Consider the following 23019-nt stretch of genomic DNA (forward strand, 5'->3'; position numbering starts at 1 on the left):
TTCAATTAGCGAATTGGAAGATATACGTGAAACGTAGTTCCCTTATCCAGCTCACTGGTCACTTCGACGCGGCCTTGATGCAGCTCAACGATTTTCTGCGTAATGGCCAGCCCAAGCCCGCTGCTGCCTTCCTTGCGATCCCTCGCTGGGTCTACCCGGTAGAAGCGGTTGAACACGTATGGGAGATCCGCTGCCGCTATGCCAATGCCGGTATCTGCGATGTCCACGCGGCATTCGCTTTCCGTCTGGCGCAAGGAAATCGCGATGGCTCCTCCGGGTTCCGTGTATTTAATGCTGTTCGTAATGAGGTTAATCCATACCTGATGCAGCAGCTTGTCATCGCCGGCGATGAAAGCGGGAGGGAGGTCGAGCTCGACCGCCAGCTCCTTCTCGCGCCAGCTCCATTCCAGCATGAACAGCACCTGCCGGATTTGGGCAGACACATCGAACATCAGCTTGTCCAGAATGGTCTCTTCCTTATCAAGCGAGGCGAGCATGAGGAGCTGCTTGCCGAGCTGGGACATACGTCGGCTCTCGTTCTCGATGATTGCCAAATAGCGCTTCTTCTGCTCCTCCGTCAAGTCGGCGGATTGCAGCGTATGCGAGAAGCCTTGAATTGAGGCAAGCGGCGATTGGATTTCATGCGACACGTTCGATACGAATTCCTGGCGCATTTGATCGAGCTGCTCCAGGCTTCTGGCCATTTGCATAAAGGTTCCGGCCAGCGTGCCGATCTCATCCCGTCGCTTGACCTCCAGCTTGATGTTGTATTTTCCCTGGGCGAGGATTTTGGTCGCCTCGGTCAATTTCACGATCGGGTTCACGATATAACGAGTGCTGATGACGACGAACAGGATGCTTAACAGAACCGAGAGAATAACCAGCACCGCGAAAAAAATTCGCAGCTCGCCGAACAGCACGCCCACGTTCGGTCTCAAGAACAAGGCATAATCCTGCCCGCCAGCGTGCAGCGGGACTCCGACTGTGTTGATCAGCACATTGTCAAAGAAGCCGGTCACGAACGGCCCCGTGGTAAATTTGGAGACGCCGTGGTACTCCTCGCCCCGGATAACGCTTTGGACGACGGCATCGTCGAGCTCCGTCTCCCGGAAAGGGCCGCCGTAGAATTTCCCTTGCTCCAACGTCTCCACTAAAAACATTTGGAAGCCGAGCTCCCCGATATGGTTGAAATACGACTCCGGATGAAGCTCTGGGTTTTCCTCGTAAAAAGTGCTGATGCCCTTGGCCATGGCCGTAATCTTCTGATCGTTAAAGGGCTTCAAAAGGTGCTGGTAATATAGATTAGAGCCGATAAAGGCGATGAGAAAGCTTAGGATCATGACAAAGATCGTGGTAATGACGATGCGCAAATACAGCGTCTTCATTGGGACGCAACCTCCAGCTTGTAGCCTACGCCTCGTACTGTAGTGATGCGGAAATCCTGATTCCGCTCCCCGAAACGATCGCGCAGGCGTTTAATATGCACGTCCACTGTTCGGTCATCCCCGTCGAAGTCGGAGCCCCACACGAGCTGAATAAGCTCTTCCCGCGTGAAAATCCGGTTCGGATAACTGGCGAGCTGAGACAGCAAATCAAACTCCTTCATGGGCAGCATGAATAGCTTGCCGCTGCTGTGCACCTCGTAGCTTCGCCGGTCAATGACGGTATCGTTCAGCCGGATCGTCTCGGAGTTCACCATTTGATAGCGGCGCAGCAGGGCTTTAATGCGGAATAGAAGCTCCTTGGGTTCAAAGGGCTTCGTCAAGTAATCGTCCGTTCCCACGGCGAAGCCTCTCTCCTTGTCCACCAGCTGATCTTTGGCCGTGAGCAGAATAACGGGGAAGTCATAATATTGCCGTATCTCCTCGCACAGCTGGTAGCCATCCTTGTCCGGCATCATCACGTCCACGACGGCAAGGTGGATTTGCTGGGCGGCAAGGCGCTCGGAGGCCTCCTTTCCGTCAGCCGCTTCAACTACGGCATAGCCTTCCGATTCAAGATAATAGCGCACAAGCTCGCGAATATGCGGGTCATCATCGGCAATAAGAATATGGATCACGTATTATGCATCTCCTTAATTGAACTATAGAGCGGTTAACTTCATCTCCAACTGATGCCAATATACCGCAACTCCCGGCTTTTTCACAATTAGAAGGCGGCAATTATGAAGTTTTTGCAAACGTATGTGTGCATCGTTATGGTAAAATAATGCTATTCCTGTATTTGAAAAAAAAGGAGGTTCTTTATTAATGATGATAACCAAAGCCGAGAGAGCCGATTTGCCTCATATTCTAAAGCTCCAATATCAAGCCTACGAGAGTGAAGCTCAAATTTATAACGATCACCAAATCCCCCCGTTGACACAAACCTTGGAGCAGCTCGTTGAAGAATCGCACTCGCAGATCATTCTAAAGGCGGAGCAAAGCGATGGGCGAATTATCGGTTCGGCAAGGGCCCATGAGGGGAATGGAACTTGTTTTATTGGAAAAGTCATTGTCCATCCAGATTATCAGAATCAAGGGATCGGCACTGCGCTCATTCGAGAACTGGAGCAGCGCTTTGCTCACTGCGAAAGAATAGAGCTGTTTACGGGACATCAGAGCGAAAGAAACCTGTACCTTTATAAGAAGCTCGGTTATAGCATTTACCGTACGGAGCCGGTGCATGACCGATTAAATCTCGTATACCTGGAGAAACTTATGCACAAAGATGAGAAAGCGGAGCTTCTTGCCTCGTTTCAAGACTGGATTCACTTCATGAGAAAGCGACGAGAGCAGAGCGATAGCGTTTGGGACGTGCCCCTCTCCCCGGGAAAATGGTCTTTGCGTGCCGTTGTCAGCCATATTATGCTATGGGATAAATATTTCTACGACCATGCGATCGATAAGGTACGGAATCAAGAGCCGCTTACCTTGAAACATACCGATTACGACGAATTCAACAAAAACGCGCAATCATATAGCGAGCAAGTAAGCGTAGAGGAGCTGATCCGCCAGTCCATCTTCTATCGGGAACAGATCATAGCTGCCATCCAATCCCTCTCGGATGAGCTATATGAAAAGGAATATGTGGACGGGGATGGACACCCTTTTTTCGTAGCACAATATTTAAAGGATTTCATCTGGCACGATCAGCATCATATGGCTCAAGTAGAGAAGAAGAATGGGGAATAATATGCATACGTTCCGGACTTTCCGCCACGTGTGCTTGAGATGGGGAAAACGGCTGTTGAAAGCGAACCTGATAGCGATTTTGATTTTATTCGGACTCCTCAGTTTTCTGCAAATTGCATTCGCCACTGTCATGTGGCTTTACTCGATCAGCTAGACATACGAACAGACAGGAGGCAGTTTCATGAAGCAGTGGTTACGTTCAGGGTTGATTATTTTATTCGTGCTTGCATTAACGACGGCCTGTGCGCCAAAGCAGGCTCCGGGTGCGAACCAGGGTTCAACGGCGCCGAATGCCCCGCAACCGGATACTTCGGCGTCTGATGCCGGATCAGGATCGGGCTTGGCGGAGGGCGAAAATAACGGCGGCCAGGAGAAGAATTCCGTCCGAAGCAAGCTGGAGCAATTAAGCACGGCCGAAAAAATCGGCCAATTGGTATTGGTCGGGGTAGAAGGCACGGCACCTGATGATACGGCTCGGGAATTTGTGGAGGAGTATCATGTTGGCGGCTTTATTTTTTACAAAAATAATATGGAAAATGCCAAGCAGGCAGCTGCCTTCTTCAATCAGTTGAAAAAAATGAATGCGGGGAACAAGGTACCTCTATTCCTGAGCGTAGATGAAGAGGGAGGCCGCGTTACGCGAATGCCCAAAGAATTCAAAGCACTGCCGGCTGCGCAAATTATCGGTGCTTCGGGAAGCACAGAGCTGGCGTCCGGTCTGGGAAGCGTGATTGGCAAAGAGCTGGCCGGCTTCGGCTTGAATATGGATTTTGCTCCGGTACTGGACGTAAATAGCAATCCCGATAATCCGGTCATCGGCAGCCGTTCCTTCGGAAATAATACTGAAATCGTCAGCGAAATGGGCCTTGCCATGCTGCAAGCGATTGAGCAGGAAGGCGTTATCCCGGTAGTGAAGCATTTTCCTGGACATGGCGATACTTCGGTCGACTCCCATTTGGGTCTGCCCGTCGTGAAGCATGGTTTGGAAAGGCTCCGGGAGCTGGAGCTCCTGCCCTTTGCCAAAGCTATTGATAATGGCGCGGACGTAGTGATGATTGCCCACTTGCTCATGCCGGAACTGGATAGCGAGCACCCTGCCTCGTTCTCCAAAGCGGTAATAACCGATTTGCTGCGCGAAGAGCTGGGCTTTCAAGGCGTAGTTATTTCCGATGATATGACCATGGGGGCTGTTGTCAAGCACTATGACATCGGGGAGGCTGCGGTCAAATACATTCAGGCCGGAGGCAATGTCGTACTGGTCGGACATGAGAAGGACAGACAGCTCGCGGTCATCAATGCACTGACCACAGCGGTGAAGAATGGCGAAATTCCGCTAGACATGCTGGATGAGCGCGTATATTCCATTTTGAAGCTGAAAGAAAAGTACGGCCTGCGTGATGAACCGGCAGCTGGCCCGGATATCAAAGCGATCAATCAAGAGATTACGGATATTTTGAACAGGCACGAGATCAAGCCAGTAAAGTAAGCAACAATTCCAGCCCCTTTTTTTTCCAAACATATGTTTGTAAACAATTGTAACTTTCCGCCTTCGTATAACGTTTAAAACCTGATGGAACATAACAGCATATTGAAAGCGTTGGATATGGAGGAGGCATCGCAAGTGCAGGGATGGAGACAGCTCGGTTACCCGGGCAAATGGATGTTGTATATGATTCTTTTTATCGCTACATTGATCGGAATGAAATACGTTCTACATACACAGCTGCCGGACGGGGGAAGACCCCCTTACTTATTTATGCTTTGGAATACCTTTTTGGCATGGATTCCTCTAGGCTTGGCCGTTGTTCTGGACATGGTCAGCCTGCTTAAGGGAAAACTGCCAAAGGTTCTGCTCTTTCTCGGGGTCGGCTTGCTGTGGTTGTTTTTCTATCCCAATGCAGCTTATTTAATTACGGATATGCTTCATCCTTTTCATCGTTACCCGATTACAGGTTCTGGAGCGCGATTCTGGGAAAATAATTTATTCTGGGATCACCTGTTTACGATGTTCTTTGCCGCATTGCTTGGCCTTGCCATCGCAACAGCTTCTTTAGCTTCGGTTCATGCACTCGTCCGCAAACACCTGGGTACGGTTATAGGCTGGATATTCGTGGTTTGCGTTTTGCTGCTTAGCAGCTTCGGCGTGTATTTGGGACGGTTCATCCGTTGGAATAGCTGGGATGTGCTCCGGGATCCATTGCGTATTATCGGCGAAACGATCATCTATCTGATGGATTTAGAATATTTGCGTCATGCATTTGGATTCTGTAAATGGATATTTTTGATAACATTGTTCTGTTACGTGTTTGTTTATTATTTTGGCGCGATGCAGTGGAATAAACAGGAGAATAAATGAATGTGCTCTAGCCGCTTCTTTTTGGGTAATGTTAGGTAGATTCAAAAGCCTGGCCTTACTGGGAGGGAGCAAACGTGCAACCATGGTTGATTTGGTTAAATGTCATCGGCATGCTTGCCTTGGTCATCATGCTGTATATTTTGAATAAACGGGTAACAAGCCGCTTTATTTTGCTTGCTCCGATCGTCGTATACGTGATCATATCCCTGGAGGATTTGTTCGGCTGGATCGACATTGCTTCGCTATTGGAATCAGAGGGGGCACTGCGTGCGCTAATCGTGTTGTTCGTCCTCGGTTCGGTCATCCTGTATATTCTCTATATTTTTCGGAAAATCGCCGACACGGCCAATAACGAGATAGGCTTGAAGGCAGTAGTGATCCGCATCAGTACCGCAACCCTGTCCTGCATCTTATTTTTCACGATTGTGTACACATCCATTTACAAGCTGTTCAAGGGCGGAAGCTTTATGGGGGAAAATATCGGCAGCGATACATTGTCTCAGTTGATCACGTTCCTGTATTTTAGCGCGGCAACCTTCACGACGGTGGGTTATGGAGATATTAGGCCGGTTGATAATACGTCCAGGCTGGTTGTCGTATTGGAGCTGTTCTTCAGCTTTGTTACCGTAGCTTACGCCTTGTCCATGCTGGGCGTATTTCGTCAAATTTTCAAGGATATGCCGGGGGCGAATGGGAATCGGAAGGCGCGAGAAGAGGCGATTAAAGATGAATAGGGAGGGGGCCATGCGGCATGGCTATTCATGTCAAAATGGAGATCAGCCAAACATTTCCGGTGCTGGAGAGTCCGCGTCTTATATTACGCCAGATTACCCTAGAGGATTGCAAGGACTTGCAGCATTACATGACGGATCCGCTGGTTAAGAGCCATACTTCCTTCGAGCCGCAGACCATGCTGTTTCCAGCCCGGCTTTTTCGTTATTTTACCGAATGCTACGAGACGCTTCGCGACCTGCATTTCGCAATAGAATTGAAGCAAACCAGCCAGGTTATCGGCGTCTGCTCCTTGCAGTATTGGGATCGGGTCAAGGGCAAAGCGCGGTTAGGCTATTTATTGTCACCGCCATGCTGGCGGCAGGGATATGCGACGGAAGCAGCCCGGGCTTTGATTCAATTCGGCTTCGAATCCTTGGAGCTTGGCCGAATTGAGGCCCGCTGTTCCCGAGATAATCCCGCATCAGAGCGCGTCCTGCAGAAGTGCGGAATGGCCTATGTCAAAGCGGTGCCAACAGGTTTTAGGATGCGAGATGATGATACGCTTAAACTATATGCGATCAGGCGTGGTGAAATTGCGGATTAGTTGTTAAATGTATATCGTTTGTTACATAAATGAAATATTACTGTGATCGTTCTCTAACAGTAAGGGGGTACACTTAATACATGACCCCCTTTTGAATATATTTGTCTTTGGAACCCAGCGCCGTATCGTGTGGGTTCTCTTTTTTTGTTTTTTTGCTCCTATAGCGATACGGTTTGCTTTGTCTTGTTTTTGTAATACACCCATTCTCTGAACCCGATTTCCTTAAGACGTGCCGCAACCTCTTCCCACTCGTCCGCAACACGCCATGGCACGTGAGCATCCGAGCCGAAAGTGACTTCGACCCCGAAATGCAGCGCTCTTTCCAAAATGGAATCCGAAGGATACCAGCCGCCGGACAGCTTAGTTTTGCCGGAGGTATTGATTTCTATAGCGACTCCTTGCTCGGCAATGACTTTAAGCGTCTCATCGATGGCTTCTGCGGCAGGGATGTCCGAAAAAGCGGGGTAGTTTCCTTTCATGGCATCGATATGCCCCAGAATTTGAAACATGCCGCTGCGGGCCGATTCTTGGATCAAAGCGTAGTAGGCTTTTTTATCGGCGATGTGCTGCTCTTTACTTAGCTTTTTCCAGCGATTTTTATTAAAAATGCTTACGTTACCGACGCTATGAACGGAGCCGATGACATAATCAAACGGATATTGGGCCAGTGTTTGGCGATAAATTTCGGCATGCTCCGGAAAATAGTCAGACTCGATGCCTAGCAGAACATCGATTTTCCCTTCATATTCCCGCTTAAGCTGCAGTACTTCCTCTACGTAATTTTTAAGCTCTCGCTTGGCCATCGCGATGCGAGGAAAGGGCTGCTCCTCCGGGCTGCCGAAGTAAGGAGTGTGATCGCTGATGCCAATGACGGATAATCCTGCCTTGATTCCAGCTTCAATATAGTCACGGATGTTGCCGTCGGCATGGCCGCAGCGGAAATGGTGAGTGTGCAGATCAAATTTCATGGTGATACTCCTTTTATTTAGAATAGATTATTCGGAACTAATGAAATTAGTTTCCGGCATTCCTTTTAAATCACCCAGGAATTGCTGCATGGCCGAATTAATGTATCGGCTTGATTTGTAAATGACGCCGACTGGATGGGTCGTTTCAAGCTCAGGGATCGGGACGATCTTCAATGTGCCTTGACGCAGCTCACGCATGACGGATTGCTTGGATATGATCGCGGCTCCTAAATTGATTTCCACCATTCGCTTGACCTCTTCGCTGCTGGACAGCTCCACGACGATTTCAGGCTCAATGCCGTGCTTGCGGAAAACTTCATCCACGAAGCGTCTGCCCACGGTATCGGGGGACAGCATAATCATCGGCACCTCCCGAAGCGAATCCAAAGTTGGCGATTGCGCCCCTGCAAGCGGATGACGCGGAGACACGACAAGCTCGAATGTATCGTAGTACAGCACGGATGCAAGAACCTGTGGATTGTTTTCGATCAAATAGCCGATGCCGATATCAACGAGTCCTTGCTCAACATTTTGATAAATTTGCGAGGAGGGCATAGATTGAATCGTCGTCTTGATCAGAGGAAATTGGTCTTGGAAATAGGATAAAATCCGCGGCAAAATTTGTATGGCGATCGAAGTGGTCGTACCCAGAACGATATGTCCTTGCGGTATATGCTCCATATCGGATAGCTTTTGCTTTAATTCCTCAACAATATCAAGAATAGCCTCGGCACGATCCAAAAATACCTGTCCGCGATCCGTCAATGTCACCGGCTGATTACGATTAACAAGCACCGTGTTGAACTCGTCCTCCAGGCTCTTGATTTGCGCGGAAACTGCGGGCTGAGTCAGGTTGAGCATTTCCCCCGCCTTACGAAAGCTTTTGGTTTTGGAAATCATGAGCAGTGTTTCCAATTGGCTTATGTTCATCCGAACTCTCCTTTCGCAGCTGTTGTTCAGCTTATTTTGCTGCCACGACGGCGAACATGTTCATTTCATTAATTATAGGGGATTAGTCCTTCATAACGCAATGTAAGCCATCACTTCCAAGGAGGAAACTACGCTATGGGGGAAGGATGCAGCAAATTGTATTATCCGATTTTTAATGACTTATCACTAGGAATAAAGTATAATGTTGTACAAGTGAAAACACGGGACTTTTGTAGCGAATTAATTACTTCCAAGTGTAAAGGGGCGCATAAAATAGTGAAAGCGGAAGTGATAAATCCTTTTCTGGAATCTGCACGGTCGGTCATTGAGCAGGTTATTCAAATTTCACCTTCTACCGGAAGTCTTGGTGTCAAGGACATTAAGCCGGAGCACGATCATATATGGATACAAATTGGCATGACGGGCCACTACAGCGGCATGGTTGTGTTTGGTCTGCAAGAGACGGTGGCATTGCGTATCGTGTCCGCCATGATGGGCGGATTTGTACTTACCGAAATGGACGAGATGGGTCAAAGCGCTATTTCGGAGCTAGGAAATATGATAAGCGGTAATGCCAGTACGATTTTATCAAACCAGGGCTACGCCGTCGATATTACTCCTCCCCAGGTTATCAAAACCGACACAGCCATGAACGGCACACTCCCTCGCAAAGCACTCTGCATCCCTCTAATGATGGATGGTATCGGAGAACTGGATATTCAAGTCATGATCTCTTAGAATAGAATGATGGAACTGGGAACTAGCTCTAGAATGTTTGTTACAGGGGCTAGTTTTTTATTTCTGTGTGGATTACCCTTTGAAGGGATGAGGAAAAGATCATGTCGCTAACGAATCAGGTTGTAGTAGTAACAGGAGCTTCTAGCGGAATTGGAGCCTTGACGGCCCAGATGTTGTCGGAGCGAGGCGCTAACGTTATTCTTGCGGCTCGATCCATGGAGAAACTGGTGAAGATCGGTGCTGGGCTTAAAGGCTCTTACAAGCTGCTATCGATGGATGTCGGGGACGACCAATCCGTTGCCGATGGTTTCAGGGAAGTCTACTCGCAATATGGTCGGGTGGATTGTTTGTTGAACAATGCCGGGTATGGCAAGTTTACATATTGCGATGATATGCCACTAGAGGAATTCTCTGCGATGATGAACGTGAATTATATGGGAGTCGTAAGATGCACTAAGGCTGTCCTTCCTTATATGAAGCAAGCCCATAACGGGCGAATCGTCAATGTCGCTTCGATCGCCGGCAAGCTGGGAACGTCAAAATCCACCTCTTATACGGCTACCAAGCATGCGGTGCTGGGCTTTAGCAGTGCGCTGCGCCAGGAGGTTCGGGAATACGGTATTAAGGTAACAACGATTAATCCGGGCCCGATCGATACGCCATTTTTTAACGTGGCCGATCCCAGCGGACATTATGTGAATAATGTGAAATGGTTTATGATGAAGCCTGAACGGGTCGCGAGAGCTATAGTATCTGCTGTGGAAAAAGGACCAGTGGAAGTGAATTTGCCTTGGGTCGCCGGGGCAGGCGCTAAGTTCTATCAGCTGTTTCCCCGACTTGCGGACATGCTGAGCTACCGGATGTTAAATAAGAAATAGCAGCAAAACCGGCTGAATTCAGTCGGTTTTTTTGGCGAATTTGGTGGGATTTGCTGTTATCGCATATAATGTAAGATATGACTTTTACGATGAGGATGAAATATATGAATACGACAAGTTTTGCCGGATTAGGGATAGAAGAACCGTTGTTATCCAGATTAACGGAATTCGGGATTTCCGAGCCTTCGCCCGTACAGGCTGAGACCATTCCCGCAGCGCTGAGCGGCCGCGACGTGCTGGCCCAGTCACAGACCGGGACGGGAAAGACGCTGGCTTATCTATTGCCGGTATTGCAAAAAATTAAAGCGGACGAGAAAGCGCTGCAAGGTCTGATTTTGGCGCCGACCCAGGAGCTGGCCATGCAAATTTACCGTGAAGCGGAAAAATACGGTGAGGTACTGGGCGTAGGCGTACAAGCTCTGATCGGCGGGGCAGCGATTAAACGGCAGCTCGAGCGGCTGAAGCAGCATCCGCAGCTTGTTGTTGGGACGCCGGGGCGAATTCGGGAAATACTGGCCTTGCGTAAGCTGAAGCTCCATACGGTGGGCACGGTTGTAGTGGATGAAGTGGATCAAATGTTCCAGCTCGGAGGAACCGCTGATGTAGAGCATATTTTGCGGGGGACACTTCGGGAACGCCAGCTGATGTTCTTGTCGGCTACGATTAATGAGGAGATCAGAAAACTGGCCGGTCAGGAGATGACGGATCCGGTAGAGATCGGGATTGAGCCGGAGCAGCGCACCGCCAAAAGCCTGGAGCATATTTATTTTATCACGGACGAGCGTGACAAAATCGATATGCTGAGAAGAATTATCCGGTACTATGATCCGGCAAGAACGATGGTGTTCATCAATCATACGGACAATATTGCCGAGGTCGAGGCGAAGATGAATTATGTGGGCCTCAGTGCTGGAGCTTTATATGGCGATGCGGACAAAACAGTAAGAAGCGCGACTTTACGACATTTCCGCGAAGGGAAAATCCGCGTGCTCGTCGCCAGTGATATTGCAGCTCGCGGGCTGGATATCGAGGGGCTTGAGCTTGTAGTTAATCTCGATCCCCCACTGGATACCGAGCATTATGTACACCGTGTCGGCCGGACGGGACGGATGGGGCGCAAAGGTTTGGCCGTTTCTATTATTACGGCTAAAGAGGAATTTATTATCCGTAAATTTTCGAGAGAGCTGAGGATCAAAATTTCGGCTCGGGAAATGTATGCCGGTAAAGTAATGGAGACGGATTCTCCTTCTGGCGGACGGGGCAATGCTGCCAAAGGAGCAGCAGGTGCTTCCAAAGGGGGAACTACAAGGCAAGGCTCCGCAAGAAAAGGAGCTGAGAAAAGGGCAGATATTTCTACCGTATCCTCTGGAGCGAAGGGTTCGGCAAAGCGACTTGGCCCAGGAGCGGCTAAAGGAAATAGTCGAGCATCCGTCAATGGCGCAAGGAAGAATGAGCGCGATCAGGATCGTAAGAATAAAGGAGCCCCTCGCTGGCTGAAAGATAAGCAGAATAAGGGTTAAGAAAATGATACAACGAATACGCAACGATTAACGATGATATATGGAGAATTGACGTTAGGGGGGAACGATTGTGAGTGAGACGCCCGTATTGCAAGTGGAAGAACTGAGCGGGGGATACAGCCTCGGTCGTCCTGTGCTTCACGATATTCAATTTGAGGTGCAGCCCGGAGAAATGGTCGGTCTTATTGGGCTGAACGGCGCGGGCAAGAGTACGACGATGAAGCATATTTTGGGGCTGATGACACCTCATCGGGGCGGCGTTGTTATTCAAGGCAAGACGCGGGACGAGGAGCCGGAGATATACCAGTCATCCTTGGCTTTTGTCCCGGAATCTCCGCTATTATATGAAGAACTGACCGTGAGAGAGCATTTGGAATTCGCCGCAAGGGCGTACAATGTGGATCAGAAGGATTATGCCGAGCGTTCGGAACGGCTGCTGAAGCTCTTTCATATGGAAGAGAAGGCGGACAGCCTGTCGATGCATCTATCCAAAGGCATGAAGCAGAAGGTTATGATTATGTGCGCTTTTGTAGCCCGGCCTCCATTGTACATCATTGATGAGCCTTTTCTGGGTCTTGATCCGCTAGGCATCCGTTCCTTGCTGGACTTCATGCTGGAAATGAAAGAGAGCGGCTCTTCGATTCTGCTGAGCTCGCATATTTTATCGACCATTGAAAATTATTGCGACCGATTTATCGTATTGCATAAGGGCCGGGTCATCGCCCAGGGAACCTTGCATGAAATTGCGGAACAGGCCCAAATGCCGGGGGCATCACTTGAAAATATCTTCTATGCCTTGGTCAAGGACGGGGAGTAATGATGGAATTGAGGACGCTGCGTAGCCAGCGAAAATCATCGTTCTGGGGACAAATTATTCCTTATTTGCCTTATGTATTTCAGAGTGGAGTCGCCGTGGTGCTTCTAATTCTGATTATCGTTTTCTCGGCATGGTACACGACATTTCTTCAGGCGCTGCCGCCTGATCTGCCCGTTCGCTGGATCATGCTCCTCCTGCTGGGGCCATTGACGGTATATTCGAGTTTTCGAACCTATATTCAGCCGGCGGACGTTGTTTTCCTGCTTCCGCAGGAATCGAAGATGAAGCAGTATTTAACTCCTGTCTACTTTAGCGGCGTGATTTACAAATTGCTGGGACTATATCTAATTGCCCTTACAGCATGGCCGATGTATGTTCGAAGCGGTGCAGCAGCGATCCCGTTGTGGGCCATGTTCATTGTACTACTGCTACTGAAAATATTGAGTGCATATGGAGCGTGGCAAGAACTTAGAATAACGACTTCCCGGGCCCGGGCAGGCTATCGCTTGCTCCGTTGGTGCTTTATTCTGCTCATGCTTGCGGCTTGGATATGGCAGCCGGCGTGGTGGAAGAGCCTGCTGTTTATGCTGCTGCTGAGTGTGAACTACGTTCTCGCTTTGCGATTTCCGATGAAGCATACTTTAGCTTGGGAGAATTTGATTGCGAATGAGAAGGCAGGGGCAGCACGGTCGATGATGATTCTCGGCTGGTTCGTGGAGGTTCCGGCGGAAGGGCAGAAGGTCATTCGCCGCCGCTGGCTGTCCATGGCCGGCAGCCGCATCCCTTGGAAGCAGAGTACTTCGTATCGTTATTTACTGATGAAAACATTCGTAAGGAGCGAGCTGTTAGGTATTATATCCCGCTTAGCGCTTCTTGGCATGCTGATCATATACTGGACGGGTCATACCTGGATGGGGGCTGCTGTGTATGTCTTCTTCATATTTATGATCGGCACCCAGCTTACTGCCCTGCGCTATGTCCACCGAGATTCTCCAGCGGCCTCCTATTACCCGATCATGCAGGGAATACGGATCAAAGAGGTGCTGCGGCTTATTTCGCGGTTGCTGCTAATTTTAGCGATCCTGCTTTGGCTGCCTTTGCTTGCGGCCTCGGCAATGACTCCGGGTTCCAATCTGATGGTTAGTTTAGGGGGATTGGCGGCAGGCGTGCTGCTTGTGGTCTATCTTCGTTCCAATTGGACCAAGAAGTGGGGCATGCTTGAGGAAGACGAATAGAGTAGACCTTTATAACAACCAAACGCCCTGCAGCTGCAGGGCGTTTGGTTATTTGTTGCTTAGTCAATGGATTCCATTAGACGAAGGCACGGCTCACAATGACTAACAGAATAAAAAGTACAAGGATTACGCCTGTGCTGGTGAACAGTCCTGCGCCATATCCGCCGTACCCGCCGCCACAGCCGCCTCTTTCCTCGATACCGCTCATATACATACCCCTTTCCAACTAACAATGTGTAAGTCACTACATCGTATTGTATGACTAGGGGCTTTATTATGCTTGGGCGATTGTGCCCACTTTACCGGATGTTATTTGGACTGTAAATCCAGTACCGCCTTGTAAATGATATCGAACAGCTCTTCCAGGTTATCCTCGGCAATACAAGAAAATGCAATGCGGAGATCGTGATCGCCAAGGGCAATCGTTCCGACGCCGTATTCATGGAGCAAGTGCTGGCGAACCGCCTCGGCTTGAACCTGTTTTAGCTTAAGACACATGAAGTAGCCCGAGTTAAATGGATAGTATTCCCACACATCGCCGTATTTTCCGCTGTCGAGCAGGGATTTTACCTTATTGGCCCGGCCCTTCATGACATGGAATTTCTCTTCTTTTTGCGCTTCGAAATCCGGCGATTTCAGCGCTTGAAGAATAAATGTTTGAGATGGGTGCGCGCCGCTCGAGATGGTAGCACGAATGATGCCCAGTGTTTTTTGCTCCAAAGCGGTGAGCGCTTCCTTGCTTTCAGCCGCAAAGGTAATGAAGCCGACTCGGAAGCCCCAGACGTACTCTTCCTTCGTGGCGCCGTCCACCTTCACGGGCAAAATGCGCGGATGAAGTCCAGCAAGCTTTCCAAAGAGGGATTCGGACAAGGAGTTCTCGAAGAACAGGCCGAAGTATGCATCATCAGTAACGACTACGACGTTGATGCCTGCTTCCGCAGCCTCCTGAATGGCAGCGACGATTTGCTCTCCTTCCTTGGCACCCGGGGTATAACCTGTCGGATTATTCGGAAAATTCAGAATAACAATGGCTTTGCCTTTGTCCTTCTGAGCAAGGAGCGTCTCGCGGAGACCTTCGCTGTTGAACTTCATATCTTCAGTAAATAGCGGATAATTAACGATATAACCGTGACGACGGATGCCGAAGGTCAGCTCGTAGTTCTCCCAATTTTTGTCCGGATAGATGACGGCGTCCCCTTCATCTACGAATAAATCAGCTACAATGCTCAGCCCGTGGGTAAGCGCATTGGTCACGACAGGGTTGCCGAAGCTTTTGCCGTTTAGGGAAGGATTCTCGCGGATCATCTTCTCACGCCAGACCGATCTCAGCTCGGGCTTGCCGGCAGGCGGGGCGTAAGGATACAAATCCTGCGGCTTATAGGCGGACAAGGTGTCTTGAATGACAGCAAGATGCATGGGGCCGCCGTTTTCCGTGGCAATACCGATCGTGGCATTGAACTTCTTGGCATGGCTTGCAGCTTCAGCCGACTGGCTAAGAATTCCTTCCTTTGGGAAATAAATCTCCTTGCCCAGCGTGGACAGCATTTCGTATAAATGGGCGTTACCTGCTTTAAGATTTTCGTTCAACTGCTCCGCAAGTGGGTTCATTGCGTAATCATCCTTCCGATCAGTTTGATATAATGGATAGCTTCCGTTTTAACTGCCTAACATTATATCACTTTGATATTATGGAGTCGATGACTTCGTGCTTTACCTCCCGGCGTGGAAAGGGCAATATTTATGCATATGCTCCACGGTTTCCTGGTCAAAATTCCTGTTTCTTTCCTGGAGTCCCTGAACAACCTGATCGAAATTATTGTTATTTAAATTTTGTCCGAATTTGAATTTGGCCCGGATCTCCTCGGGAACGATGCGAAGTAGAGCAACGGCCTTTAATTGTCCAGCATATTGCTGTTCTCCGGGATCAATAGGTTCATAACCTCCTTCCGGCTGCAGCTTTTCCATGAATAGGGTAAAGGCTTCGGCCTTCTCCTGTAAATCATTTACGATTTCAACATGGCCCCGAACCATCACGCTTTTAAAGTAAGCGGAAGCCGGACAGGCCAGCTGCGGGTGAGTGAAGTAGGATGGAATGATCGCGTACTCTTTAGCCACTGTGAAGCTGACATTCGGGTTGGATTTTAAATGCTTCATTTTCTCTCCGGCTCGACTGCCGTGAAAATAAAAATAGCCATTCCCATATACATAGTTCAAGGGGGTGACCCGGCATAGGCCATCGCTTCCTACGGTTCCCAGAAAACCGAAGGTCATCTCCTGCAGGAAGTCAACCACTTCCTGTTCATTTTCGTTCATCGAGAACTCTTTTCTCCTCATATTGCAAATTCCCTCCATCTTCTATGTTTAGCTTGAAACTAGTTTATGGGTTCGATTGACAATAAAAAAGAACCAATTTACATTAAATTTATTGATCCACTTTAGCGAAGAGAGGGTTGTTCATCATGGATTTCATCCTTCCGATGGAAAGACAAAGTAAAATACATCGTTATAAATATTTAGCGCTCTATCATGCGCTGCGCGAGGCGATTCACGACGGTACGCTTACGGAGGGAACCCGGCTTCCTTCTACGCGAGAATTAGCCGAGCTATACGGTTTATCGCGCGGAAGCGTCTCTCAGGCTTACGATATGCTTCAGGGAGACGGCTATATTCAATCGGTTATGGGAAGCGGAACCTATGTATCCAATACGGTTCCCAGACTCATAGAGCAGCCCCGCCAAGGTGCAGCGATCGAGCTGTCTGCCTGGGGGCGCTTTGTCACCGAGCTGCCGCAGACGGAACAGGTTCAGCCATCCCCGGAAGATCTAATTTCATTTTGCGATTCGGGGCCTTCCCTCGGCTTATTTCCGCTCGCTGAATGGAAGAGCGCGATCGCCGCGGCCGTCAGAGAGGAGCTTGATTCCTCCTCTCTGGTGCTTGGGGACGCGGCTGGCGATATCGAGCTGCGCGAGGCAATCTCGGCCCATCTGCGGCGCAGCCGCGGCATTGCGGCAGATGCGGAGCAAATCTGCCTGTTCAATGGCTCGATGCAGGCGCTTGTGCTCCTGACCCAGCTGCTGCTGGGGCCAGGCCAGCCGGCGGTGCTGGAGAACCCGTGCTACACGGGGATCTCCAGAGCCGTTGCCGCCTGCGGAGGCATTGCCGTCGCCGCCCCGGTCGACGGCAACGGCATCGTGCCGCGCGACTGGGACGCGCGGCTGCTGTTCGTGACGCCGGGTCGGCAGTACCCGACCGGCGCAGTGCTGTCCCCGGCGCGGCGCCGGGAACTGCTCGCGTGGGCGGCGCGACGGAACGCAGTCATCATCGAAGATGATTATGACAGCGAGTTCCGCTTTGCCGGCCGCCCGCTGGAGCCGCTGAAGGCACTCGACCGCGAGGAACGCGTCGTTTATGTCGGCTCCTTCTCCAAGACGATGTTCGCAGGGCTTCGCATTGGCTACGCTGTGCTGCCGCAAAGCCTCGTCGAACCCGCGGCTCGGGCCAAGGCGCTATACGAGCCCGTGTCGCCAGCGAGGCTGGAGCAGCGCGCGCTGGCCCGCTTTATGCGGCGCGGTGAGTATGCCCGTCATCTGCGGAGAATGCGCAGGTACTATGGGGACAAGCATGATTGGTTCCGCGCCTCAATGCAGGAGCAGGCTGGGGAGCTGTTTGAGCTTCAGCCATCCGATGCGGGCCTGCATGTTTACGCGCGCTGGCGCGGTTCTGCGGAGGATTATGCGATTTTCCGCGAGGCGGCGCTCGCGAGAGGGGTACAATTTAGGGATGCTTCAGTCTATCATTTATCAACCGGGGCGCCGGCGGCTTGCTTTTGCTTCGCCCATCTGGAGCATGCACAAATTATGGAGGGAATCCGGCGAATGGCGGATGTGTGGAAAGTTGTTTTAAGCGGACGCAAGTAGGCGATATAATATAAATAGGAATGATCAGTAGGGATACTTTGATTCAAGGGGGAAAAGGACATGCTCCACGTTTCACCGTCCTCGTTCATATTGAAGCCTGCTTTTGCGAAAATCGTGTGCGAGCCAGGCTGGAAGTGGCATAAGCGGGATAAGCCGTTGGACAATTACGATTTATTCTATGTATGGAGCGGGGAAGGCACGGTTACCTTGAATGATAAGCCTATACCTGTCGCTAAAGGAAGCTGTTTCCTGTTCCGCCGCGGCGACCATACAAGCGCCACCCATAACCCGCAGCGTCCGCTCGTGCTGACCTATATTCACTTTGACCTGGATGAACCCGTTAACGAGGTGCCGGGCTCTTATCGCATGCTGGAGGATACGCTTGACTTTGAGTACATGCTGTCCCGCTATGTGCGTCTTTTTTTAATCAAGGCATACGCCTTCGAGGAAGAGGCCCGGCTGATCCTGAAGCAGCTGCTTATTCACTTGCTCCGCGAGGAGCGCTATGTTCCGGTGGAAAAAAAGGTCAGCAATCAGCTTGCGGAAATTATTTTGGAGGTAGCTAATTACGTCGTGCAGCACCCCGGCCTGCCGCACAAGGTGGACAGCTTAGCGGCACGGGCGGGACTTTCACCGCGTTATTTTTCCATTAAATTCAAAGAGTTGATCGGCATGCCGGTGCAGGCTTACATCATTAAATCAAGAATCAATCGAGCCCAGCATTTGCTTCTGCATGCGGGGATGAACGTGACCGAGGTAGCTGACGCGCTAGGATATAAGGATATATTTTTCTTTAGCCGCCAGTTTAAGCAGCATACCGGAAAGAGTCCTTCGGAGATCAGATAGGCTAAATTTTTTTAAAAAGGGGTGTTTCAAACGCCTTCGATAAGGGTAAGTGTTTTTATATTTGCGTCTTAGAGGAGGTGACATGTAATGGGACAAAGACGGCGGATTCGCAGCCGTCAGTGCGTAGCGGCTGGCAGCAACATATTTCGAAATCGTATACGTCGCAACAGACCATCCGATAACGATGGAGATTATTGGTTTTAACTACTGGTGCTAAAAGCTGAATTTAGCTAAATATAGTATTTCAATAGAAGCAGCGGCTCAATGAGTCGGCTGCTTTTTTAAATATAAACTTTGAATTTCAGCGGAGTTCTGGACAACGGCATAATCATAGTGAAAATGTGCAGATCGTAGAAATAGTATTATATTTTGTTGGCGCGCTGAATCCTCGGCCTAATTCTTTCCTACTACAATAGATGCAGAGAGACGATCATTGGGGTGTTATTCAAAAAGATCGTTTCATTTCCATGCAACTACAATATGGGGAGGAAAGCAGGATATGAGAACAATGCAGAGGGTTCAAAGGCCGTTCATCATTTTTTTGATTGCTTTATTGGCGTTTTCAGGTGTTCAGTTCAGCCATGGCACGAGGTCAATTGCAGCAGCGGGAGCAGGGGCGAGTACGAATGCGAGTTCGAGTGCGGCATCCATGGACATCCCGTTAGAGAACCCGGGATTTGAAAGCGGCGACCTGACGGGCTGGACGGTGACTGGGGCGACTTATGCAGCTTTGGTAAAGAACAGCGCCAATGATGCTCATAGCGGAAGCCATGCTTTTAATTATTGGTTTGATGATCGCGGCTATGAGCTTCAATTGTCGCAGACGATTAACGGTCTTGAGGACGGCCGTTATGAACTGAGAGCGTGGGCTTCCGGAGAATTGGATGCTGCGGACTTGAAGTTGTTTGCCAAGACGAATGACGGCAGCGGTAATCCTTTCGTTCAAAGCGTGGCGATAGTCAATGCGGGATGGAACAACTGGCGGGAGTACATCGTCCAGGACATCGAGGTAGTCGGAGGGGAAATGACGATAGGATTCGATGTGGCTGCTCCGGCTAATTATTGGGGATATTTTGACGATGTCGAGCTGGTAAAAATTACGGGGGACGAGGAACCGTTTCATCCAAACGAATTCATCAAAGGCGTAGATATCTCTACGCTGCAGGCATTGGAGGATGCTGGAGTCAAGTATTACGAAGGCGGAGTGGAGAAGGATCTGCTGGAGATTTTAAAGAATCACGGCGTAAACTACGTTCGTTTGCGGGTTTGGAATGACCCTGTGCAAGCGGACGGCTATAATGACAAGATCCACACGATCGCGATGGCGCAGCGGGTTAAGGCTGCGGGCATGAAGCTGCTCGTAGACTTCCATTATTCCGATTTCTGGGCCGATCCGGGGCAGCAGGTAAAGCCGGCTTCCTGGCAAGGGCTTAGCTTTCCGGAATTGAAGCAGGCGGTTTACGACTATACTTCGGAAGTATTGTCGGAGCTTAAGGCCGTGAACGCATATCCGGATATGGTGCAGGTCGGAAATGAGATTAATAGCGGGATGCTGCTTCCGGACGGATCGACCAGCAATTTCAATAATTTGGCCGAGCTGCTGAAGCAAGGGATTCAGGCGGTTCGCGACACGACGCCGGCCAGCCATCAAGCCCAAATTATGATTCATCTCGCTGAGGGGGGAAGCAACGGCAAGTTCCGCAGCTTCTTTGATCAGATCAAAGCACGCGGCGTGGATTACGATATCATAGGCCTGTCTTATTATCCGTATTGGCATGGGACTTTCCAGGATTTGAAGAGCAATTTGAATGATTTGGCATCAAGATATGGCAAGCAGGTTGTTGTCGTAGAGACCGCTTATGCGTACACCTACGAAAATGGGGATGATCATGGAAATATCGTGAACGAGAGCGAGACGGACATCGCCGGGTTTCCGGCTTCGGTGGACAATCAGAAGCTAGTAATTGAAACGGTATTCAACACCGTGGCCAGCGTCAGAAATCATCAGGGGCTCGGCGTTTTTTATTGGGAGCCGGCCTGGCTTCCCGGGGTAGGCTGGAAATCGGGAGAGGGCAATGCGTGGGAGAATCAAGCGATGTTTGATTATAATGGCAATGCCTTAGAATCGCTGAATGTGTTTCGATTTATGCCGGGAAGCATAAGTGAAGTGCTTCCGATTCTGGTCTATCCTGCCGACAAAATGACGGTCGCCAAAGGGATCGTCCCTGTGCTGCCGGCAACGGTGAAGGTGCTGTACAACGAAGGGTCGATTTTATCGACGTCCGTAACTTGGGATTCTATAACAAAAGAGCAGCTGCAAACGCCGGGAACATTTACGGTCTATGGCAAGATATCAGGCATGGAGCAAAAGGCCAAGCTAGAAATTACAGTACTGGAACAGGAGAACATGGTCACAAACGCTGGCTTCGAGAGCGGTGACCTGAGCGATTGGACACTGACTGGTACGAGTGCGGCGGGCAAGATTGATAACAATGCCGGCAATGCCCATTCTGGAAGCCATGCCTTTAATTATTGGTACGGTGAGCCATACGCCTTTCAATTGACGCAAAGCATCACTAACCTGCCAAATGGAACCTATGCGCTTAAAGCCTGGGCTTCTGGAGGAGGCGGGGATACGGGGCTGAAGCTGTTTGCCGAGGATGGCGCAGGGGTCATCCATAGCAAGGATATGGTTAATAACGGATGGAATAATTGGGTGCAGTATGTCGTGGAAGACATTGAAGTAAAGGATGGAAGGTTAACGATTGGATTTGAGGTTGAAGCACCGGCTGGAACTTGGGGATATTTCGACGACGTCGAGCTTGTTATGACAGCAGCAGAGCCTATAACGCCACCCACGCCGATGCCACCTACAACTCCTACAGCACCTGCAGCCGGTGGGGGAACAACCTCTATTTCAAGTCCAGGAGCAAGCAATACTGAACCGATAAAAACCGATGCTGATCCAGAGCAAGCAACAATTTCGCCTGAGCAAATCCAGATCAGTGAAACAGGGATTGGACGGGTGACAGTAGCGTCGAAGGTGAGCAAGATTATTTTGACGGAAGAATCTATTGCCTTTCTGGGCAAGCGTCAGTTAGAAGTGACAAACGGCAGATTGTCGCTGGTGATTCCGGCGGATGTTCTGCAGCAGATTATCAGGAGCGGGGGAGTTTCCTCCGGCTATGCGGTTGAGCTGCAGCTTACCGCGGTGGATCAAGAAAACGTGGAGGCTGCTCTGAAGCTGGGAGCCATTCGAGATGAATTTACTTCAATCAGAGTTTTGGGGCAGGCCTATAATTTGAAGCTCGTCGTGGTGAGAAGCGATGGTATGAATAAGGAACTAACGAGCTTCTCATCTCCGATTACAGTACGGATTAAGCAGGATGCAGTAAACCATATCAAGCACACGGGCATCTTCTATATTTCTGATGAAGGCAAACCGGAGTACGTAGGAGGCAAATGGACTAACGGAGAAATCAGCGCAACAGTCAACCACTTCAGCCAATATGCGGTTCTGGAATTCACGAAACGGTTTGCGGATGTCCCAGAAACATACTGGGCTTATGATGCGATCTCTGGACTGGCATCAAGGCAGATTGTTGTAGGAACGCCAAACGGTTCCTATGAGCCGGGCACTGCCGTCAGCCGTGCGGAGCTTGTAGCGATGCTGGCACGCGCGTTGAAGCTTGAGCCAGGGGAGATGGATTCGTTCGCCGATGTATCCCCGGACGCATGGTATTTCAGTTCATTGTCGGGAGCTTATAAAGCCGGACTCGTGCAGGGACGAAATGAGGGGACATTTGCTCCGAGCACGCCGGTTACTAGGCAGGAGATGGCGATAATGCTAATGAAGGCTTACGCATTTCAAGGAGGAGCAGCAGCCGTGCAGGAAGCTTCGCACACCTTCGCAGATGCAGTTCAAATATCGGATTGGGCCGCGGCTTCTGTAAACTCGGCCTATTCTCTCGGGTTGATCGATGGAAGAGGAGCCGATGAGTTTGCCCCAACAGCTTATTTAACCCGGGCCGAAGCAGCGCAAATTGTATATCAATTATTGTCTAAGTAACATAATATAGCTTTACTTAAGAAGCTGGCATCGATTCGGATGCCGGCTTCTTGGCTTCTTTATTCCGCCAAAGCTTAAAGCGATTAGGAAAGGAGCTTCCTTTCCTAGGCTCAGGTCGAGGATAACTCCAGTCTCTAGCCCGTGGAGCTGCGAAAATAATCAGATACAATAAAGGAGTACACAAATGAAACGTTGCTTGGTACTTACATAACAATTGTAACTGTAATATACTGCATTGCATTCGGAAGAAGATA

Annotated in this window: 20 protein-coding genes; 13 read left to right on the forward strand and 7 right to left on the reverse strand. The window is 49.9% G+C overall.

Translation table 11 applies throughout. The annotated features are described in order from the left end of the window. Nucleotides 1–5 precede the first annotated feature (5 nt). Together ACE3MQ_RS21895 and ACE3MQ_RS21900 are read right to left on the reverse strand one after the other, a co-directional pair. Nucleotides 6–1385 carry a sensor histidine kinase gene (locus ACE3MQ_RS21895; RefSeq protein ID WP_379396696.1) on the reverse strand — a complete coding sequence of 460 codons (1380 nt, stop codon included), beginning with the start codon at nt 1383–1385 and terminating at the stop codon, nt 6–8. Continuing rightward, complete coding sequence (locus ACE3MQ_RS21900) at nt 1382–2059, reverse strand: response regulator transcription factor (protein WP_379396698.1); 678 nt, start codon at nt 2057–2059, stop codon at nt 1382–1384. The genes ACE3MQ_RS21895 and ACE3MQ_RS21900 overlap by 4 nt, the downstream gene beginning before the upstream one ends. 190 nt (nt 2060–2249) lie before the next feature. On the opposite strand from ACE3MQ_RS21900, the gene ACE3MQ_RS21905 reads away from it, so the two are divergent. The 5 genes from ACE3MQ_RS21905 (at nt 2250) to ACE3MQ_RS21925 (ending at nt 6847) form a co-directional block, all read left to right on the forward strand. Further along, complete coding sequence (locus tag ACE3MQ_RS21905) at nt 2250–3173, forward strand: GNAT family N-acetyltransferase (RefSeq protein ID WP_379396700.1); 924 nt, start codon at nt 2250–2252, stop codon at nt 3171–3173. Between the two features lie 181 nt (nt 3174–3354). After that, nucleotides 3355–4659, forward strand: a complete 1305-nt coding sequence (gene nagZ, locus ACE3MQ_RS21910) for a beta-N-acetylhexosaminidase (RefSeq protein ID WP_379396702.1) — start codon at nt 3355–3357, stop codon at nt 4657–4659. Between the two features lie 135 nt (nt 4660–4794). Next, nucleotides 4795–5529, forward strand: coding sequence for a DUF1361 domain-containing protein (locus ACE3MQ_RS21915; protein ID WP_379396704.1), 735 nt, complete (start codon nt 4795–4797; stop codon nt 5527–5529). A 74-nt stretch (nt 5530–5603) separates the two neighbouring features. Continuing rightward, nucleotides 5604–6263, forward strand: a complete 660-nt coding sequence (locus tag ACE3MQ_RS21920) for a potassium channel family protein (RefSeq protein ID WP_379396706.1) — start codon at nt 5604–5606, stop codon at nt 6261–6263. Nucleotides 6264–6280: 17 nt separating this feature from the next. Next, the gene (locus tag ACE3MQ_RS21925; RefSeq protein WP_379396708.1) at nt 6281–6847 is read left to right on the forward strand and encodes a GNAT family N-acetyltransferase; all 567 of its coding nucleotides are present in this window, start codon (nt 6281–6283) and stop codon (nt 6845–6847) included. A 158-nt stretch (nt 6848–7005) separates the two neighbouring features. Here ACE3MQ_RS21925 and ACE3MQ_RS21930 read toward each other — a convergent pair whose 3' ends face one another. Continuing rightward, a complete protein-coding gene (locus tag ACE3MQ_RS21930) occupies nt 7006–7815 on the reverse strand; it encodes a histidinol-phosphatase (RefSeq protein WP_379396711.1) in 810 nt (269 codons plus the stop codon). Between the two features lie 27 nt (nt 7816–7842). Further along, nucleotides 7843–8745 carry a LysR family transcriptional regulator gene (locus tag ACE3MQ_RS21935; RefSeq protein WP_379396713.1) on the reverse strand — a complete coding sequence of 301 codons (903 nt, stop codon included), beginning with the start codon at nt 8743–8745 and terminating at the stop codon, nt 7843–7845. A gap of 276 nt (nt 8746–9021) precedes the next feature. Between ACE3MQ_RS21935 and ACE3MQ_RS21940 the strand changes: the two genes are divergently transcribed. The 5 genes from ACE3MQ_RS21940 (at nt 9022) to ACE3MQ_RS21960 (ending at nt 13933) form a co-directional block, all read left to right on the forward strand. Further along, nucleotides 9022–9483, forward strand: a complete 462-nt coding sequence (locus tag ACE3MQ_RS21940) for a chemotaxis protein CheX (RefSeq protein ID WP_379396715.1) — start codon at nt 9022–9024, stop codon at nt 9481–9483. A 98-nt stretch (nt 9484–9581) separates the two neighbouring features. After that, entirely contained in the window at nt 9582–10361 is a 780-nt protein-coding gene (locus tag ACE3MQ_RS21945) for an SDR family NAD(P)-dependent oxidoreductase (RefSeq protein ID WP_379396844.1), read from the forward strand. 104 nt (nt 10362–10465) lie between these two features. Continuing rightward, nucleotides 10466–11881 (forward strand): DEAD/DEAH box helicase, encoded by a 1416-nt coding sequence (locus ACE3MQ_RS21950; RefSeq protein WP_379396717.1) that lies wholly within the window; start codon nt 10466–10468, stop codon nt 11879–11881. Nucleotides 11882–11951: 70 nt separating this feature from the next. Next, nucleotides 11952–12698, forward strand: a complete 747-nt coding sequence (locus tag ACE3MQ_RS21955) for an ABC transporter ATP-binding protein (RefSeq protein WP_379396719.1) — start codon at nt 11952–11954, stop codon at nt 12696–12698. Continuing rightward, entirely contained in the window at nt 12698–13933 is a 1236-nt protein-coding gene (locus ACE3MQ_RS21960) for an ABC transporter permease (protein ID WP_379396721.1), read from the forward strand. The genes ACE3MQ_RS21955 and ACE3MQ_RS21960 overlap by 1 nt, the downstream gene beginning before the upstream one ends. Nucleotides 13934–14009: 76 nt before the next feature. Here the strand turns inward: ACE3MQ_RS21960 and ACE3MQ_RS21965 are convergent, their stop codons facing one another. The 3 genes from ACE3MQ_RS21965 to ACE3MQ_RS21975 all read right to left on the reverse strand — a co-directional run bounded on the left by ACE3MQ_RS21965 (nt 14010) and on the right by ACE3MQ_RS21975 (nt 16267). Then, entirely contained in the window at nt 14010–14141 is a 132-nt protein-coding gene (locus ACE3MQ_RS21965) for a YjcZ family sporulation protein (protein ID WP_379396723.1), read from the reverse strand. A 101-nt stretch (nt 14142–14242) separates the two neighbouring features. Then, nucleotides 14243–15541, reverse strand: a complete 1299-nt coding sequence (locus ACE3MQ_RS21970) for an aminotransferase class I/II-fold pyridoxal phosphate-dependent enzyme (protein ID WP_379396725.1) — start codon at nt 15539–15541, stop codon at nt 14243–14245. Nucleotides 15542–15643: 102 nt separating this feature from the next. Further along, complete coding sequence (locus tag ACE3MQ_RS21975) at nt 15644–16267, reverse strand: pyridoxamine 5'-phosphate oxidase family protein (protein ID WP_379396727.1); 624 nt, start codon at nt 16265–16267, stop codon at nt 15644–15646. 125 nt (nt 16268–16392) lie between these two features. Between ACE3MQ_RS21975 and pdxR the strand changes: the two genes are divergently transcribed. The 3 genes from pdxR (at nt 16393) to ACE3MQ_RS21990 (ending at nt 22765) form a co-directional block, all read left to right on the forward strand. Next, nucleotides 16393–17850 carry a MocR-like pyridoxine biosynthesis transcription factor PdxR gene (pdxR, locus tag ACE3MQ_RS21980; RefSeq protein WP_379396729.1) on the forward strand — a complete coding sequence of 486 codons (1458 nt, stop codon included), beginning with the start codon at nt 16393–16395 and terminating at the stop codon, nt 17848–17850. A 60-nt stretch (nt 17851–17910) separates the two neighbouring features. Continuing rightward, nucleotides 17911–18696: an AraC family transcriptional regulator gene (locus ACE3MQ_RS21985; protein WP_379396731.1), complete on the forward strand. Its 786-nt coding sequence runs from the start codon at nt 17911–17913 to the stop codon at nt 18694–18696. A 499-nt stretch (nt 18697–19195) separates the two neighbouring features. After that, nucleotides 19196–22765 (forward strand): glycosyl hydrolase 53 family protein, encoded by a 3570-nt coding sequence (locus ACE3MQ_RS21990; protein WP_379396734.1) that lies wholly within the window; start codon nt 19196–19198, stop codon nt 22763–22765. The last annotated feature ends 254 nt before the right edge of the window (nt 22766–23019 follow it).

The sequence above is a fragment of the Paenibacillus lentus genome (genome assembly GCF_042714055.1).
Lineage (GTDB): Bacteria > Bacillota > Bacilli > Paenibacillales > Paenibacillaceae > Fontibacillus > Fontibacillus lentus_A.

Excerpts from the sequence above, each read along its gene's own strand:
- ACE3MQ_RS21960 (WP_379396721.1), top strand. The coding sequence starts at position 12,698 with ATGATGGAATTGAGGACGCTGCGTAGCCAGCGAAAATCATCGTTCTGG.
- ACE3MQ_RS21905 (WP_379396700.1), top strand. The coding sequence starts at position 2,250 with ATGATGATAACCAAAGCCGAGAGAGCCGATTTGCCTCATATTCTAAAG.
- pdxR (WP_379396729.1), top strand. The coding sequence starts at position 16,393 with ATGGATTTCATCCTTCCGATGGAAAGACAAAGTAAAATACATCGTTAT.
- nagZ (WP_379396702.1), top strand. The coding sequence starts at position 3,355 with ATGAAGCAGTGGTTACGTTCAGGGTTGATTATTTTATTCGTGCTTGCA.
- ACE3MQ_RS21970 (WP_379396725.1), bottom strand. The coding sequence starts at position 15,541 with ATGAACCCACTTGCGGAGCAGTTGAACGAAAATCTTAAAGCAGGTAAC.
- ACE3MQ_RS21950 (WP_379396717.1), top strand. The coding sequence starts at position 10,466 with ATGAATACGACAAGTTTTGCCGGATTAGGGATAGAAGAACCGTTGTTA.
- ACE3MQ_RS21935 (WP_379396713.1), bottom strand. The coding sequence starts at position 8,745 with ATGAACATAAGCCAATTGGAAACACTGCTCATGATTTCCAAAACCAAA.
- ACE3MQ_RS21930 (WP_379396711.1), bottom strand. The coding sequence starts at position 7,815 with ATGAAATTTGATCTGCACACTCACCATTTCCGCTGCGGCCATGCCGAC.
- ACE3MQ_RS21965 (WP_379396723.1), bottom strand. The coding sequence starts at position 14,141 with ATGAGCGGTATCGAGGAAAGAGGCGGCTGTGGCGGCGGGTACGGCGGA.
- ACE3MQ_RS21895 (WP_379396696.1), bottom strand. The coding sequence starts at position 1,385 with ATGAAGACGCTGTATTTGCGCATCGTCATTACCACGATCTTTGTCATG.
- ACE3MQ_RS21990 (WP_379396734.1), top strand. The coding sequence starts at position 19,196 with ATGAGAACAATGCAGAGGGTTCAAAGGCCGTTCATCATTTTTTTGATT.
- ACE3MQ_RS21975 (WP_379396727.1), bottom strand. The coding sequence starts at position 16,267 with ATGAGGAGAAAAGAGTTCTCGATGAACGAAAATGAACAGGAAGTGGTT.
- ACE3MQ_RS21925 (WP_379396708.1), top strand. The coding sequence starts at position 6,281 with ATGGCTATTCATGTCAAAATGGAGATCAGCCAAACATTTCCGGTGCTG.
- ACE3MQ_RS21985 (WP_379396731.1), top strand. The coding sequence starts at position 17,911 with ATGCTCCACGTTTCACCGTCCTCGTTCATATTGAAGCCTGCTTTTGCG.